Source organism: Promineifilum sp. (SeqCode), from assembly GCF_041918635.1.
Taxonomy (GTDB): Bacteria; Chloroflexota; Anaerolineae; order Promineifilales; family Promineifilaceae; genus Promineifilum.
Genome location: NZ_JAYRVJ010000249.1, coordinates 1 through 16,215, shown reverse-complemented (window position 1 = coordinate 16,215; position 16,215 = coordinate 1). Strand labels below are relative to the sequence as shown.

The window sequence follows — 16,215 nt, the reverse complement described above, 5'->3', positions numbered from 1 at the left end:
TCAATTGTCTGATAGCGGCAAAAGTGCTATGGTTCCAATACATCGGCCGGATGGGACAACAACTTCGTTTCCACCCTACTAAGCAGAAACATCTACCGGCACTACGCGACTGTGCAATACGGCTACTCCTTACTCCACTACATCAGCCGTTTCCCAATACACTACCGACTGTAAGCCCTGGGTGTTTTTTACTCCCTCATCATAAGCATAGGAGGAAGCAAAGCGTTTGTCAACCAAAGCCATTTACATTGCGTTAATACTCTATAGTAGCTTTCCCACTTACAAACCGTCTTACGAAGCACAAAAAGGCCGGATTCTCGTGAATCCGGCCAAGTATCTGTTGCCAGAGGTAATGCAGCTAATTGTCGCGGGCGTCAATTTCGGAAAGCTTCGACCGGCTCCAACCGGGCAGCACGCAGTGCGGGGTAGGTTCCCGATAGAAGGCCGATGGTGCCACCAACCACAGGGGCCAGGAAGGGTACGGACGGGTCGAGCACTGGCGTCCAGACCTGATAGGCAGATACACCTACTACGATCAGCAGCCCCAGACTGGCCCCCAGCACGCCTCCAATAATCCCCATCGAAGCGCTCTCCAGCAGGAACTGCGCCGCGATGTGGCCCCGGTTGGCGCCAATGGCCCGGCGCAGCCCTATCTCCCCCGTCCGTTCCATCACCGAGACGAGCGTGATGTTGCCGATACCAATGGCCCCCACGATGAGCGACAGCCCACCAAGCAGCAGGAACATGACGTTGAGGTCATTCTGCACGGCATCGCGCACCCGCCGCGGCTCCGGGGGTAACTGGATGCGCAGCGTGTTCGGGTTGTCGGGCCGCAAGGCCAGTGGCGTTTGCTGGGCGATCAGCGACGCCGCGCCCAACTCAGTCTCGACCATGACCGCGCCAGGGCCGGCCAGCCCAAAGTCGCGGCGGGCCACGCCTTCCGGGATGATGACCGAGCCTAGCAAATCCGGTTGCCGGCCCACGTCGCTGAGCACCCCGATGACGAGGTACAGGTGGTCGCCGATGGCGATGGCCGGCAACTGCGACAAGTCCACGATCTTGAGCCGCTGCGCCGCCGTCGGGCCGAGCACGGCCACGCGATCCAGCCGCTCCGAGTGGCCGATATCGGGAAAGCGCCCGGCGGCCAGCGTCGCCCGCACCGCCTCAAACAAGCCGGGCGAGGCTGCCTTGACCGCCAGATTGAACGCCGTTTGGCCTTGCGGATCGCGCACCGCCGACGCGCTGACCAGACTGTCGCCGACGTTCACCTCACTGAGTGTGCCAGCGGCAGCCACGCCGTTCAGGCGCATGAGCCGGTCGGCCGCGTCCCATGGGATGGTCTTCGGATCGATACCGCCGGAGCCGGTGCGGGGAGTGATGATCATCTCCGTCGCCACCAGCTCATCAAACTCGCTGACGATACGGTTGTTGGCCGTGCGCGACAGACCCACCGTCGCCACCAGCGCCGTCAGCCCGATGACAATCCCCAGGATGGTCAGCGCCATGCGCGCCGGCCGGGCGAACATGCCGGCGATGGCTTCCTCGAACAGATCGCGCAAGCTCATGCCGGAACGGGGAGGCCGGACAGGGGTATGGGCCGAGGGGCCAGACGCCGGGGACGAGCGATGATCCTCTGGCGTCTGGCCCCCCGTCACAGATTCGTCTCGTCCCACCCCCTGTCCCATGGCTTCCAGCTCTTGCGCCTCTGTCAGCTTGCGCGCCGCGGTGATGTCAGTCAATTGCCCATCGATGATGTGCACCCGCCGGCCGGCCCGGTTGGCGACGTTCTCATCGTGCGTCACGACGACCAGCGTTAACCCCTGGCGGTTCAATTCCTCGAACAGGTCGAGCAGGCTGGCCGCCGTCTTGGAATCCAGGTTGCCGGTCGGCTCATCGCACAGCAGTAAACTGGGCGAGCCGACCAGGGCGCGGGCCACAGCCACCCGTTGCCTCTCGCCCCCGGAGAGTTTGGTCGGCAGATAATCGACGCGATGGCTCAGCCCGACCCGCTCCAGGGCGGCCAGAGCGCGCTCCCGCCGGCCGCGGTGCGACTGGCGGCGATAGACCTCGGCCAGCATGACGTTTTCCAGGACGCTGCGATGGGGCAGCAGATGGAACGACTGGAAGACGAAGCCGATGCGCCGGCTGCGCAACCCGGCCCGCTGGCGGTCATTGAGTTTGGCCGTATTCAGGCCCTCAAAGAGATAGGTTCCGCTGGTGGGCCGGTCCAGGCAGCCGAGAATGTGCAGCAAGGTGGACTTGCCCGCGCCAGAGGGGCCGGTGATAGCCAGCCACTCGCCGGGGGCGACGCAAAGGTCTACGTCGACCAGGGCGTGGACGGCCGGCTCGGTGCCGTACTGGCGGCCAACGTTGTTGAGTTCGAGGACGTATGGCGAGGTCATTGCTGCTCAAACCCAATAACAACCAGTTGCCCAGTCGTCAGTTCACCCTCGACGGGCGTGACGGCGACAAAACCATCGGCTGACAGGCCCGGCTCGACCGTCAGATACTCCAGTTCGCCATCGCGGTCTACTTGCAGCCGGGAGCTGCCGTCGGCTGAGAGCGAGAGGGCGCTGATGGGCACGACCAGAACGGCGTCGCTCGTGGATTGCACAGGGATAGTCAGGCGCAAGGAAAAGCCCTCCAGCGAGGTCGTCGTCTCGTCCACCAGCGTCTCGAAGTAGATGTGGAAGCCGTCGACGCCGTTGGTGCCCGGGTTCTCGGCCACCTGAGAGACGACGCCGGTCGCCTTGATGCCCAAGTCCGGCTCGTCGATGGCGACGGCCATGCCCGGCTGAACCAGCTTGGCCTCGTCTAGCGGAAGGGATGAGTCAATCGCCAGCTGGTTATTGGTCACCTTCAGTACCGGGCCGCCGATGGTGTCGCCAATAGCCATCTCGAGTTGTTCGACGCGCACGGGCAGGGCCGGAAGGAAGATAAACTCGTCAATGGGAACCTTCACCCCCGCGTCGCGGCGGGCGATGACCAGGTCGGCGGTGATCTGCTCGACCCGTTCGGCGGCCGCCTCGGCCTCGCGCTCGGCGGCCAGACGGGCCTCCTGGGCGGCGCGAATGGCGGCCTGGCCGGTAGTGGTGGCGGAGGTTTCGGCGACTTTGGCGGCCTCCAGGTTCTTGTCGGCGACGGCGCGATCCTGATCGGGGGCCCAGTCGCTCCAAAGCAGGTCACGGGTCACCTGGAGCGCTTTGACGTTGGCGGCGGCGGCGCTGACGTTGGCGTTCATCTCGGCCACCGCGGCGCCGACGGCCGCGGCAGCGGTCGTGATGGACTCTTGGGCGGCCAGATGGGCGTTCTCAGCCGCGGCCAGTTCGCCCTCCAGGGCGCGGATGTTGGCCAATTGATCGGCGGTCGCGCCAAAGGGCTGCCACCCTTCGGCGTTATACCATTCGCTGACAGCCTCACTGGTGCGTTCGTCATATGTCCCATCGGCGCGGCCGGGGTTGAAGCCCAGTCGCACCAGGGCCCTTTCCAGCTGGCGCACATCGGGGCCGATAGCGCCGGGCACGAGGTCGCGGTAGGCGGGCGTCTCGCCCACCAGGACGAACAGCGGCCGGCCGGAAGTGGTGAGCAGCACGTCCCCTTCCTTGACCTGCGTATTGCGGGCGGGCAGCGTGGTGATCCGCCCCAGGTCGGGCTTCAGGGCCGATGGGATGAGCGCGACGGTCTGTGGCAGGCCGTAGCGCGCCGTGCCGCGGGTGATGACGTCGGCGGAGAGTACGCGCTCCTCGACCGGCACGAGAATGGGCGACGGCGACGGCGGCGCGGTGCGCGCGGCTACCTCGGCCGGCGACTGGATGGCGGAGCCGGCAAACCAGCTGCCCGTGCCGGCCACGACCATGACCGCCAACACCAGGAGCAGGGATAGGGTGCGTTTTCTAGCCATGTTTATCTCACTCAGCGGTAGGGACGGGTTTCAAACCCGCCCGTACGTGGGCAGTGAATGAACCCCATTACTGCACAGGGGCCGCATAAAGCTCTCGTAGAATCTGCTCCTCAACCGGGGTGAGAAACTCCTCTTCACAGTCGAAGGCGACCGAGGCAATTGCCCGCTCTTCACCCTGGAGTTCAGTTAAGGCGGCGAACGCATCAGGCGACAGAGCCTCGGGGGCCAAGCCCTCGGTAATGGCATCGAGGCGACTGTGTAGATCGGCTTCCACCTGATCGGGGTGGCTGTAGTCGAAACCGGCCTCACGAATGCAATCGGCATACTCACCCAAGGCAGTGACCATGCGCGGGTCCTGCTCGACGAGGCTATCCAGCGGATTGATATAGGTCACGTTCATCTGATCGGGGGTGAAGACCTCCGTGATGGCTTCGCGCGTGCAGCCGCCGGTGCGCGAGAAATCCTCGCCCTCCAGCGTAACGGCGAAGGTGGCGTCGGGGTGCTCGCCAAAGAGGGCGCGATTGTAAGCGACTTGATCGGTGGGAGAGAGGTTATTGAAGATCTCGATGTTCTGCCTACCCAGTCCCAGGGCAGCCGGCGTGATGGCGTCAGCTAACTGGGGGGCGAGATTGGTGTAAAGCGTGGAGATGCCAAAGCCATACTGGCTGATAAATTCTTCCTCGCTCAGTCCAGGCAACGACTTGTCGGCCAACATACCCGCGCGCACGGTCTCAAAGTCGGCGGCGACGTACTCAAAACCGGCGGCGCTCATACAATCGGCGATCAGACCTTCGACGGTTTCGATGTTGGAGACCAGTTGCTCCATGGTCAGGCCAAACTCCTCGGTGCCGGGCAGCGCCTCTTCTGAGGAGGTCGAGGTTGTCGGGGCCGCGTCCTCCTGAGGCAATGCGGCTTGTTCCGCTGCGCCGCCGCAAGCGGAAAGTATTAGAACCATGAGCAAGCCGAAGACGAGAAGACTACGGTTAAGGTGAAGGCCTGTTGCGGGACGGCGATGAATCGCCAGACTACGAGCGATGATTCGTGTTGCCAACGGCAGGACAGTTCTCATGGTTACTTTTCTCTCCCTTCATTGAAAAGGCATTCGCAGATTTCACAGGCTAAGCAGATTGCCGAAGACAGCGATGGAGTCGAAACTCCGAGACCTGCGTCGTCCGCGAATGTTCTGTTGATAAACCAACAGCAGTGTAGGTAACAAACGTGAAAAGATTATGAAACCATACAGGGCAATCCTGGGTATGATCACGCTCAGGAATTGCCCTGTTAGATAAACAACTGAGGAACCCACATTACCTTCGGCTGCCTGATCTAGTTATTCGATGTGCTCATTGGCGTGGTTCGGCCGTAGATGTCTGGACTGAACTCGTTGGCCTCTTTTTCCAGTTGCAGGGCGGCCTCGCGAATCTGCGCCATAGCCTCAGGATCGAGCTGAATGATATCGACCAGTTCCAGTTCCTCCTGGCTCTCATCGGACCCCTTCCATCCGACTCGAACGTTGCCCACTCCGGGCGCGTAGTATTTCAACTGGAACATACCCGGCTCTTGCAAAGTGAACTCTTCAACGATCAGCACGTCCTTATAGCAATCCGTGAAGACGCACGTCTCCTGCCCCATCTCCGCCACCTGACCACGATCCATGAAGTCGACCGACGGACTCCACCCCTGGGAGAAGCTGGGCGAACCCACCTCCGGCTTGGCGGTCATTATGATCCCCGCTTGCGCGTCGGCGAAGCCATGAATCCAGGTAGGGGCCGTCACGAAGTTGCCATCTTCATACTCCGCCGGGTGCTCGCCCAGATACCAGACGTTGCCGTCATTGTCCTGGGCATAGAAGGAGATTTCCTTCTCGACCAGTTCACCATCACTATAGTCAAGAATCCAGGCGACTACCGTATCCACGCCGGCAATCTCTTTGATCAGATCGGTAACAGTGAATTCCAGCCGGAATGGGATGGTTTCGCCATCTTCAGTAACCGTTCCCATGTAGATAAACTGCGTCCCTGGCTTTAGAGGTAACCACTTGTTGTCAATCCGGGTCGGGTTATCGAAGCGGGCGCTGCTTATATCCTCAAACTCCGCTGCGGGGGTCTGCTCAGCCACGCCCCCCTCAGAAAGGGTTATCTCTGACGTAGTAGGTGCAGTACAGGATGCTAAAATGAAGAGTAGCAATAGGCACGTGGCCGCCAATGACAGAGAGCGATGCCCCAACATGATCAAATCCTCCTTGTCCTAACCTATTTGATCCAACCACAGATAAGCAACCCGTGAGCATAGCCTCCTACGCTCACGGGTTGTCTAGGCAGTAGCGCTAATACTTCAAACCGCAGAACGGTGGTCAGTGGCCGGCGGACAGGAGTCTACTCTAGTCAGTAACCGGTCTTAGCCACCTGCTCCCCACTCAGGCTGGAACCATAACGCCCTGATCGGGGGGCTGCTCTTTGCCCTTGCCGAAACGCAGGTACAGGTTCGGCACGATGAACAGGTTGACCAGGGTCGAAGTGACCAGGCCGCCCAGGATGACGATGGACATCGGATGCTCGATCTCATGGCCGGGGATGTTGCCGGCGACGACCAGCGGCACCAGGGCCAGACCGGCGGTCAGAGCGGTCATCATGATGGGGGCTACGCGCTCGATGGCGCCGCGCCGCACCAGTTCTGGCCCGAAGGCCTCGCCCTCGAACTCCTCCAGGTGCTGGTAGTGGCTGATCAGCATGATGCCGTTCCGAGCGGCCACGCCCAGGATGGTCAGGAACCCAACCAGGGAACCGAGCGATAGCACGCCATCGCTGGCCAAGTAGGCCGCCAACACGCCGCCGACCAGGGCCATCGGCAGGCTGAGGAAGGACATGATCGCCAGCCGCCAGTTGCCCAGCGATACGCGCAGCAGCACCATGATGACCATCACGGCCACCGCGCCGGCGATCAGGATGCGCTGTTGCGCCGCGTCGCGCTCTGCCTGCTCGCCCAGCAGTTCGGCGTGGTAGCCCAGCGGATACTCGATGTCGGCCAGCACGTCCCGGACGTCATCGACCACCGAGCCCAGGTCGCGCCCGCTGACGTTGGCCTCCACGTTGATGCGGCGGGCCAGGCCCTCGTGGTTGATGGCGTTGGGCACGGGCACGATGCTCACGTTGGCTACGTCGGACAGGCGCACTTGCCGGCCGTCGGCCGTGTCGATGAGCAACTGCTCGATGTCGGTGACGCTGCGCCGCGTCTCCGGCGTGCTCCAGACCTGCACGTCATAGGTGCGGTTGACGGTGTGGATGTCGCCCGCCTCCTCACCGGCCATCAGGTAGGCCGCCGCCCGGCGCACGTCGCCCGGCTTCAGCCCATACTGCTCGGCTTTGGCCAGGTCCACCTCCACCTGAATCTGTGGGATGTCCAGCAGAAGCTCGACGTGCGGCTCGACCAACCCATCGACTTGCGAGATCTTCTCCTCGATCTCGGCCGCTTTCTCGCGCAGGACATTCAAGTCGCTGCCGAAGATGCGGATGACGATGGGATGGCTGGAGCCGGTCAGCACTTCGCGGATGCGCTCCTTCAGGTAGGTCTGCACGTCGCGGTAGAGGCCGGGGTAGCCATCGACCATGGACTGGACGGAGGCCAGCGTCTCATCGTAATCGACCGACGGATCGACGCTGATCCAGTTCTCGCCGAAGTAGATGCCGTAGACCTCATCCATGAGCAGGGCCTGCCCGATGTGGGAGCCGCAGTTGCGCACCCCCGGTATCTCGCGCAGTTCCTTACAGGCCTCGGTCGAGATGCGCACCATTTCGGGGTGGGACGTGCCGGGCTTGGTCAGCCAGTGCATCAGGAAGTCGCGTTCCTTGAAGGAAGGCAGCAACTCCTGGCCCAGCAGGGGCCAGATGATGATACCGGCGGCCATCAGCGCGGCCGTGGTCACGTAGGCCAGACGCGGCCGGATCAGCGTGCGCGACAGGAGCGAGTCGTAGCTGCGATGGAGCCAGGGAATGATGGGCGACACGCGATCCTTGACGGGCGCGTTGGACAGCAGGACAAGGATGAGCGCCGGGGTGACGGTCAGCGCCACCAGCGGCGACACCAGCGTGGCGACCACGTAGGCCTGGGCCAGCGGGCGGAAGAACGCGCCGGACAGGCCCTCCAGGAAGAAGACCGGCAGCAAGGCCGTCATCTCGATCAGCGAGGCGTAGACGATGGCGTTGCGGACTTCGACGGAGGCGTCCAGGACGATGGTCTCCGTCGGCATGTTGCTGCCGGCGCGACGGTGCTCGCGCAAGCGTCGCACGATGTTCTCCACGTCGACGATAGCGTCGTCCACCACCGCGCCCAGCGCGATGACCAACCCCGCCAACACCATCACGTTCAGCGTCGTGCCAATCAGCGACAGCACGAGCAGGGTGATGACGACCGTCAGCGGGATGATGGTCGCGCTGATGAGCGCGATGCGCCAGTCCCACAGGAACAGGAGAAGCACCAGAACGACCAGGCCCGCGCCGATGAGCAGGGAGCTGATCAGGTTCTCCAGGGCCAGTTCGATGAACGTCGCCGGGCGGAAGATGGTCGTGTCGATGTCGATGCCCTCCAGACCGGGGCGCATCTCTTCGAACGCCGCTTCCACACCGTTGGTCACCTCCAGGGTATTGGCCCAGGGAAACTTCTCGACGATGAGCAGCAGGCCGGGGCCGTCATTGATGACGGCGTCGCCGATCATCGGCCACGTGCCGTCGGTCATCGTGGCGACGTCGCCCAGGCGCAGCGCCGAGCCGTCGGCCTTCGTCCGGTCATTGATGGGGATGCTCGCCAGGGCTTCGGACGTGACGACCGGCGAGGACAGATGGATGGGCAGCCGTTGGTTGGGCGTCTCCAGGAAGCCGCCGGTGCCGACGATGGAGCCGCCGGAGTACTGCACCATGCCCACGTCCAGCGCGTCCGAGGTGACCTGCACGATCTCGTCTACGGAAACGCCGCGAGCGGCCAGTTCCGACGGATCCACGAGCACTTGCTTCATCTGGATCTGCTCGCCCCAGATGGCGATGTTAGCCACACCGGGCACGCGCAGCAGACGCTCGCGAATCTTCCAATAGGTGATCATGGAGAGTTCCATGACCGAGTACTTGTCGGAGGAGATGCCGACCTTCATAGTGCGGGCGGTGGAGGAGAGGGGCGGCATAATGACCGGCGGCGCGGCCCAGGTGGGCAGGGAGGGGGCCGCCAGCGACAGCCGCTCCTGCACCAACTGGCGCGCGATGACCAGGTCAGTGCCCGTCTCAAAGATCAACACGATCGACGACAACTGCTCGACCGACTTGGAGCGCATGATGTCCAGGCCGGGGATGCCGTTGAGCGCCTCCTCCAGCGGGACGGTCACCAGCGATTCAACCTCGGCCGACGACAAGCCAATGGAGGGCGTCTGGATTTCCACCTTGGGCGGTGCGAACTCCGGAAAGACGTCCACCGGCAGGTTGACGATCTGGCTAATGCCGAAGAGCATGAGGATCGCTGCGGCGAAGATCACCAGGTAGCGAAAGCGCAGGCTCTTGGCGACGATCCACTGCATCAGGTTCATTTGCCTACTCCGGTGTCCGCGCCATAGAGTTCAGCCACGCCGACCGTCACCACCTGCGTGCCCACGGCCGGCCCTTCGGACAGGACGGCGTTGTCGCCGTCGATGTAGGCCACTGTGACCGGTTCGCGGTGGTAGACCAGCGGTTCGGGGTTGACGTAGACCCAGGTTTCGCCGTTCAGGCCGTAGATGACCGAGGAGTAGGGGACGATCTTGGCCTGCGCGCCGCTGCCGGCCATGGAAAGCTTGACGCGCACCTGATCACCCGGAGCGAGGGCCTGGCTGGTGTTGTCCACGTCGTAGTAGAGCGCCTCATCGTCCTCGTCGGCGTCATCGGGGTTGTCATTGATGTCGTCCGCATCCACCACCTCGCCCATCAGGCCGCCCTCGTCATCGTCGTCGTTGTCGTCATCTTCGGCCGACATGACAACCGCCGGCTGGTCGCGGGCGACCTCCTGGATCAGGTTGCTGTTGAGGAGCACGCGCACGCGCACAGTGCCGGGGTTGGCCGCCGCGTCCTGCAGGGCCTCCACCTGGCCGGCCACGGTGCGGGCGCGCATGACCGTCTCCTCGCGCAGCGGGGCGGTTTCAATGCCCAACCGGGCGGCGGCCTGTTCGGTCAAGGTCACGCGGTTCATGTCGGTGCCCTCAATCAGTTCGACCACGGCCGGCTCGATCTTGGCCGCGGCCTCCGGCGATCCGCCACAGCCCGCCAGGGCAAGGCCGGCCAACAGAGTGATCAACAGCGCAATCATCCACCGCATCTTAGGTTTCATGTTCATTCCCCTCTTGTGTTAGGGGCTAGGGGCTAGGGGCTAGGGACTAGGGAAGACCGCGCTTCCCTAGCCCCTGACCCCTGGCCCCTGGCCCCTGATTCTCTAGGCCAGAGCGCCTTCTTCCGGCATGACCGGCGCGGGCGCGGGCGCGGCGCTGATCCCGAAGCGTAGGTAGAGAGCCGGCATGACGAACAGGTTAAGCAGGCTTGAGGTGACAAGTCCACCCAGGATGACGATAGCCATCGGGCGGATGATCTCGCTGCCAGCGATGTTGCCGGCCACGACCACGGGCAGCAGGGCCGCTGCCGTCGCCAGGGCCGTGATGACGATGGGCGCCAGCCGGTCGGCAGCCCCACGCAGCACAAGTTCGCGACCGAACGGCTCGCCTTCGGTCTGTTCGAGATGCTGGTAGCGGGCGATCAGCATGATGCCATTGCGAGTGGCGATACCCAGCAGGGCCAAGAGGCCGAAGAGCGAGCCGAGCGACAGGCCGCCGGTCAGCAGCGCCATCAGCAGGCCGCCCACCAGGGCCACCGGCAAGGTCAGGAAGGCCAGGAGCGCCAGTTGCCAACTGCCGGAAGCCGCCTGCACCAGCAGGATGATACCCAGCGCCGCGGCGACCATGGCCCCGATGAGGCGCTGCCGGGCCACCGTCTGCATGGTGGACGCGCCCAACACCTCGGCGTGATACTCCAGCGGGAAGGAGACGTCGGCCAGGCGGCGCTGGATCTCCGACGACACCGCGCCGACGGAGCGACCGTCGACCGTGGCCGTCACGTCCACGAAGCGCGAAACGGCATCGCGCCGGATGATGATCGGCGACGGCACGATACGCACCTCGGCCAGTTCTTCCAGCGGAACCAGGCCGGTGGGCGTGTCGATCAGCAGCTCTTGCACGCTGGTCAGGTTCTCGCGGATCTCGGGCACGCCCCAGACGACCACGTCGAATACTTTCTGCTCTTCGTAGAGGTTGCCAACGCGCAGGCCCGACAGCAGGGTAGCCGCCGCGCGGCGCACGTCGCCGGGCTTGACCTGGTAGCGCTCGGCGGCGGCGAGGTCGACCTCGATCTCCACCTGCGGCTCCTCAGCCGGCAAATCGGCGCGCACGTTGGACACGCCGCTGATGCCGGCCAGCGCGCTCTGCACTCCTCCGGCCGTCTCGCGCAGCACGCTCAGCTCGTGGCCGAACACGCGCACGGTCACCTGGCGCTCGGCGGGCAGCAGAGCCTCGCCGATACGCTCCGGCTGGTAGGTCTCAACGCGGCGCAGCAAGCCAGGGTAGCCGGCTACGACCTCTTCGACGGCGGCGACGGTGGCGTCATGGTCGGCGTTGCTCTCCAGACTGAGCCAGAGCTCGCCCGAATTCACGCCGACGATCTGGTCGCCGGTGATGGCCCGGCCGACGTGGGAGCCAATGTTGGCGACGCCGGGGATGGTGCGCAGCTCGCGGCTGGCCTGGGCCAAGATGCGCGACATTTCGGCGCTCGATGTGCCGGACGGGCCTTCCCACTCAACGAGCAGGTCGGATTGCTGGAGCGAGGGCAGCAGCGAGATGTTGAGGAACGGCAGCGCCGCCGCGCCGATGATGATCGCCAGGGCGGAGATGATGAGGGCCGGAACCCAGGCGTGGACGAAGCGGCCCATGAAGCCGGTGTAGGCGCGCTGCAGCCAGGCCACGACGGGCGACTCGCGCCGCATCGGCTGGCCGTCGCCCATGATCAGCAGGCTTAACGCGGGCGTGATGATTAGAGCCACAGCCAGGGAGGCCAGCACGGCCAGCGTATAGCTGACGGCCAGCGGCCGGAAGAACGCGCCGGCCAGACCGCCCATGAAGAAGACGGGCAGAATGACCAATGCCAGGATGACGACGGCGTAGAAGATCGGGGTGCGCATTTCGGCCGACGCCTCGAGGATGGTGGAGGTGATGGACTGTCCGCTGCCCTCGCGTCGCTGCCGCAAGCGCCGGCGGATGTTCTCCACGTCGATGACGGCGTCATCGATGATGATGCCCAGAGCGATGACCAGGCCGGCCAGCACCAGCACGTTGAAGGTCGCGCCGCGCATCTGGAGAATCAGCATGGCCGCCGTGAGGGAGAGGACGATGGAGAGAATGCTGACCAGGGCGGCGCGCCAACTCCACAGGAAGAGCAGCAATACGACCGCGGCCAGCGCCGCGCCGACCAGAACGAGCGAGCGCAGGTTGCCGAGCGCCTGCTCGATGTAGTTGGCCGGGCGGAAGAGGGTATTGTCGATCTGGACGCCGGTCAGACCGGGTTGCATGGCTGCCAGGGCGGCCTCGACGTCGCGCGTGACCTCCAGCGTGTTGGATCCGGGGAACTTCTCGACGACCAGCAGCAGGCCGGGCGCGCCGGTCAGGGCAGCCTCGCCGATGAGAGGCTGGTGATCCTCGACGACGTTAGCCACGTCGCCCAACAGCAGCCCGCTGGCGTCGTCAACGGCGACCTTGCTCAGGTCTTCGGCCGACGAGATGGGCAGCAGATGGCGGATGCTGAGCCGCTGGTTGGGCGTGTCAATCCAGCCGGCGGTTCCCGGCTGGGAAGCCTCCAGGTAGCTCAGGGGGGATACCCATAGCGCCTCGCCGGTCGTTTCGATGATCTGATTCAGCGTGACGCCCTCGGCGTTGAGGCGGGCCGGATCGACCTGCACCTGCAACTGGCGCTCGCGCTGGCCCCAGATGGCGACGTTGGCGACGCCGGGGATGCCCATCAGGCGCGGCTTGATGTTCCAACGCGCCAGCACGCCGAGGTCGATGAGGGACAGCGACTCGGACGAGAGGCCGACCATCATGACCCGGCTGGTGGTGGAGAGGGGTTGGAGCATCGTCGGCGGCTCGGAGACGTTGGGCAGCGCGAACGTCTGCGTCAGCCGCTCCTGCACCATCTGACGGGCGCGGATGGGATCCGTGCCCTCCTCAAAGACGAGCAGGATGGACGAGAGTCCCGCCACGGACTCGGAGTAGATCTGGTCGAGCCACGCGACGCCATTCAGGAGGTCGGCCTCCATGGGAACGGTGAGCAGGGATTCGACCTCGCTGGCGGAGAGGCCGAGGGCTTCGGTGTGGATTTCGACGAGCGGGGGACTGAACTCGGGGTAAACGTCGACCGGCGCGCTGCGCAATTGCGTGACGCCCAGAACGACCAATACTGTCGCCAATACGAGGACAAGAAACCGCAGCTTAAGACTAGACTCTACAATCGAACGTACCATGCCTAAGACCTCCTTCGCTTGGACTGCATGCACGCATCGATCCCGCTTCTGGCACCGATCCGCGCGTACTACCTAACCGGTGAGAAACAAAAAGCGGCCTTCACCGACCGAGCTGTAGAGGCTTGGGCAGGAAAGGCCGCGCAGAATCTGTCTCTGGCCTAACTATTCAACTGGATGTACACAACAAAAAAGGAGGGCTGTGGGCTTCGTTCTATGGCATTACAACATCTGCTGCGGTCGCTCTCCACAACATACGTCTTTTCAAACCGACTGTTGCGCAGTATACAATTGTTCTCTCTCAATTGCAAGTATCAATATTACAATTTACACCTCATTTTTGCCCGTTGACCCGCGTGACTGCGCAATTTTCGAGTAAACGGATGCGACCTTTCCTCTATATCCAAGGTATAGGCAAAATGGAACAATAGAACTAAGCTTAAGGGTAGTGATGGATGGGACCAGACCGTGTTTGCTGCCGGTCGAGCCGGGAGGTGAATCATGCTGAACAGGATACTAGTGCCTCTGGACAAGTCCGCTTTGGCTGAGGGTGTTCTGCCCCATGCCCTGGCTATCAGCCGGGCCTTTGACGCCACGGTGACGTTCGTCCACGTCATCGACCAGGGCGGTCCAACCGGAGAAGCCAAAGTCGATCCGCTGAACTGGCACATGCTGAAGGCCGAGGCCCAGAGTTACTTGCAAGGGATTAGCAGCCAGTGGCCGGCCACGGATCATCTGGCTGAAGCCGCCCTGTTGGAAGGCGCGGCCGCCGAACGCATTCTCGCCTATGCCGGCGAGCAGGATTGCGATCTGATCATCCTGAGCAGCCACGGCCGCAGCGGCCTGAGCGAATGGAACATCAGCACCGTCGTCCAGAAGATTATCATGCGCGCCTTTCGTTCTGTCATGATTGTGCGCGCCGCCGCCGCCCCACCCCCCACCTGGAAGGGCGAAGAGGCCATCTTCACCCCGCTGGCCCGGGGAATCGCGCCGCCGGCCGACTCCATCCTACCGGCGCATTATGAGCGCATCCTGGTTCCGCTAGATGGCTCGCGTCGGGCCGAGAGCGTCTTGCCCATCATCCAGAAACTCATCGAGGCCAACGGCCTGGAGGTCATTCTGGCCCACATCGTCTATAGCCCGGTGCTGTTCCGCCATCCGCCGACCCCCGAGGACACGGCGCTGGTGGAAGAGTTCGTGCAGCGCAACCTGCGGGAGGCAACCGATTACCTGGATCAGATCTGCGAGCGGCTAGGCCCCTGTGTGAAGCGCCACATCGAGGTCAGCGAAAGCCCGGCCGATACCCTGATCAACCTGACCCGCGACACGCGCGCCGATCTCGTTCTCCTGTCCGCCCACGGTCGGACGGCGGCCCACCACTATCCCTACGGCAACCTCGTCACCGGTCTTATTAACTACAGCAACGCGCCGCTGCTGATTTACCAGGACTTGCCGCGCGACCCATCCTATCTGCTGCCCGGCGATACCGCGCCCGGCGGGGATTCTTATCTGCCGCCTGGCCGCGGCCCCGGCCGGTTGGCGACCGATGATTGATCGAACTATCCGCTTGTCCGTAGCGGCAAGCGCTTTAACTGCTTATGCTTGAAGCTGCACCGGCGTCCGCGACGCTGCCCAATCCAACTGATTCTATCGAGTCCTCACAACCCATCGCCGGCCAGTTGGCCGCGATGGCGCGGCAGTTGGCCGAGAGTCACGCCTCGGTCGCCGCGCCCTCGGTTACTGGCCGGACGCCGGACGGCGGCCTGCTGCCTCGCCTGCGCCACATGGAGCGGGCGCTGGAGCAGGCGCGCGCGCGCATGGCCGCCACCACCGACGAAGATTTGGCCTACGCGCCGGCCACCGAATGGATGCTGGACAACTTCTACGTTGTCCAGCAGGCGGCGCGACTGATCAAGGAAGACCTGCCGGCCGAGTTCTACCGCGAACTGCCCCTGACGCCAGCCGGCGACCTCACCTACACCGGCTACCCACGCATCTATGCCCTGGCCCGCGAGTTGGCGCTCTACGAAGCGTGCCAGCTCGATAGCGCCCGCATGGAGCGCTTCCTGCAGGCTTACCAGGAGCGGAGCAGCCTGACGATGGGCGAGTTGTGGGCCTTCCCGCTGCTGATGCGCTTCGCCATCCTGGAGGCGCTGACCGGGGTCGTCGCCCGGCTGACCGGCCTGGAAACCGGGTTTCTACCGAGAGGCGCGGTTTCTAGAGAAGTGGATGATGGCACGCTCGTCGCCAACTGCATCCTCAGCCTGCGGCTGCTGGCAACCCAGGATTGGGAGGAGTTCTTTGAGGGTGTCAGTCCGGTGGAGCAGACGCTACGCGGCGACCCGGCCGGGGTCTACGAACAGATGGAGTTCGAGACCCGCGACCGCTATCGCAAAGTGGTGGAGCGGCTGGCCAAGGGCTGCGCCTTGGACGAGTTGGCCGTGGCCCAGGCGGCTGTCGCGCTGGCTTCTTCGCAGGAGCAGGGAAACAGAGAAAGGGGGCAGGGGGGCGGGGGAGCGGGGGAGTGGGAGAGCACCTCTGCTGCCGCCTCCTCTTCCCCAGCCCCTGGCCCCTGGCCCCTGGCCCCTGGCCTGCACGTTGGCTACTACCTGATCCACCATGCCGGCCGCGACGTGCTGGAGAAGCGGATCGGCTATCGCCCGCCCTGGCGCGGTCAGCTGGGGCGCTGGGCCTACCGCCACCCGGCGCTCGTTTACATGGGCGGCGCGCTGGCGATGACGGCGCTTATC

General features: G+C 63.9%; 8 protein-coding genes and 1 pseudogene. 2 read left to right on the top strand and 7 right to left on the bottom strand.

The annotated features are described in order from the left end of the window. Nucleotides 1-374: 374 nt before the first annotated feature. From ACE3UY_RS08425 to ACE3UY_RS08395, 7 genes are all read right to left on the bottom strand, one after another. Nucleotides 375-2,402, bottom strand: a complete 2,028-nt coding sequence (locus ACE3UY_RS08425; protein WP_374687097.1) for an ATP-binding cassette domain-containing protein — start codon at nucleotides 2,400-2,402, stop codon at nucleotides 375-377. Continuing rightward, on the bottom strand, nucleotides 2,399-3,901 hold the full coding sequence (locus tag ACE3UY_RS08420) for a peptidoglycan-binding protein (protein ID WP_374687096.1): 1,503 nt from the start codon (nucleotides 3,899-3,901) through the stop codon (nucleotides 2,399-2,401). The genes ACE3UY_RS08425 and ACE3UY_RS08420 overlap by 4 nt, the downstream gene beginning before the upstream one ends. Nucleotides 3,902-3,968: 67 nt before the next feature. Beyond that, nucleotides 3,969-4,970, bottom strand: a complete 1,002-nt coding sequence (locus ACE3UY_RS08415) for a hypothetical protein (protein WP_374687095.1) — start codon at nucleotides 4,968-4,970, stop codon at nucleotides 3,969-3,971. A 257-nt stretch (nucleotides 4,971-5,227) separates the two neighbouring features. Beyond that, nucleotides 5,228-6,019 carry a hypothetical protein gene (locus ACE3UY_RS08410; protein WP_374687094.1) on the bottom strand — a complete coding sequence of 264 codons (792 nt, stop codon included), beginning with the start codon at nucleotides 6,017-6,019 and terminating at the stop codon, nucleotides 5,228-5,230. Nucleotides 6,020-6,317: 298 nt separating this feature from the next. Continuing rightward, a complete protein-coding gene (locus ACE3UY_RS08405) occupies nucleotides 6,318-9,467 on the bottom strand; it encodes an efflux RND transporter permease subunit (RefSeq protein WP_374687093.1) in 3,150 nt (1,049 codons plus the stop codon). After that, nucleotides 9,464-10,240, bottom strand: coding sequence for a hypothetical protein (locus ACE3UY_RS08400; RefSeq protein WP_374687092.1), 777 nt, complete (start codon nucleotides 10,238-10,240; stop codon nucleotides 9,464-9,466). Before ACE3UY_RS08400 ends, ACE3UY_RS08405 begins: the two co-directional genes overlap by 4 nt. 102 nt (nucleotides 10,241-10,342) lie before the next feature. Next, the gene (locus ACE3UY_RS08395) at nucleotides 10,343-13,468 is read right to left on the bottom strand and encodes an efflux RND transporter permease subunit (protein ID WP_374687091.1); all 3,126 of its coding nucleotides are present in this window, start codon (nucleotides 13,466-13,468) and stop codon (nucleotides 10,343-10,345) included. Between the two features lie 498 nt (nucleotides 13,469-13,966). Between ACE3UY_RS08395 and ACE3UY_RS08390 the strand changes: the two genes are divergently transcribed. Then, nucleotides 13,967-15,019: a universal stress protein gene (locus ACE3UY_RS08390; RefSeq protein ID WP_374687090.1), complete on the top strand. Its 1,053-nt coding sequence runs from the start codon at nucleotides 13,967-13,969 to the stop codon at nucleotides 15,017-15,019. A 44-nt stretch (nucleotides 15,020-15,063) separates the two neighbouring features. After that, nucleotides 15,064-16,215, top strand: a pseudogene (locus tag ACE3UY_RS08385) (hypothetical protein); the annotation flags it as partial.